Source organism: Vibrio rhodolitus (assembly GCF_003350325.1).
Lineage (GTDB): Bacteria > Pseudomonadota > Gammaproteobacteria > Enterobacterales > Vibrionaceae > Vibrio > Vibrio rhodolitus.
On sequence record NZ_QLYZ01000053.1, the window covers coordinates 1 to 789 of the forward strand.

The 789-nt window shown below is 43.5% G+C and carries 1 tRNA gene and 2 rRNA genes; all 3 read left to right on the forward strand.

Annotated elements, in window-relative coordinates:
- Nucleotides 1-148 (forward strand): 16S ribosomal RNA (locus DPF93_RS21080); the annotation flags it as partial.
- A 61-nt stretch (nt 149-209) separates the two neighbouring features.
- Nucleotides 210-285 (forward strand) — tRNA-Glu (locus DPF93_RS21085).
- 291 nt (nt 286-576) lie between these two features.
- A 23S ribosomal RNA gene (locus DPF93_RS21090) occupies nt 577-789 on the forward strand; the annotation flags it as partial.

Genomic DNA, 789 nt, shown 5'->3' on the forward strand with positions numbered 1-789 from the left:
CACACCGCCCGTCACACCATGGGAGTGGGCTGCAAAAGAAGTGGGTAGTTTAACCTTCGGGAGGACGCTCACCACTTTGTGGTTCATGACTGGGGTGAAGTCGTAACAAGGTAGCGCTAGGGGAACCTGGCGCTGGATCACCTCCTTATACGATGATTATTGCGATGAGTGTCCACACAGATTGATATGTTTATTTAGAGTTTCTTAGTGTCCCGTTCGTCTAGAGGCCTAGGACACCGCCCTTTCACGGCGGTAACAGGGGTTCGACTCCCCTACGGGATACCATCTTTAAGGTTTTTTCCTTAAGAATCTTTAAAAATGGTTTCGTAAGAAACATGCTCTTTAACAATTTGGAAAGCTGACAAAACAACAATTTATTGTTGTTTGTAAAGTTCTCAATGTTTACCGAAAGGTAAACGACTAAAAACACATTCAAGTGTTCTTGGCTTTTGTCTTACTTTTTCAAAGTAAGGGAGAAGAAAATTGAGTCCGGCAAAATCGAGTCTGCATCATGTATAAAAATTGCAGACAACTTTGGTGATTTGATTATCAACTCGAAACTCCTTCGGGTTGTATGGTTAAGTGACTAAGCGTACACGGTGGATGCCTTGGCAGTCAGAGGCGATGAAAGACGTAGTAACTTGCGATAAGCCCAGATTAGGTAGTAACAACCATTTGAGTCTGGGATTTCTGAATGGGGAAACCCACTAGCAYAAGCTAGTATCATTAACTGAATTCATAGGTTAATGAGGCGAACCGGGGGAACTGAAACATCTAAGTACCCCGAGG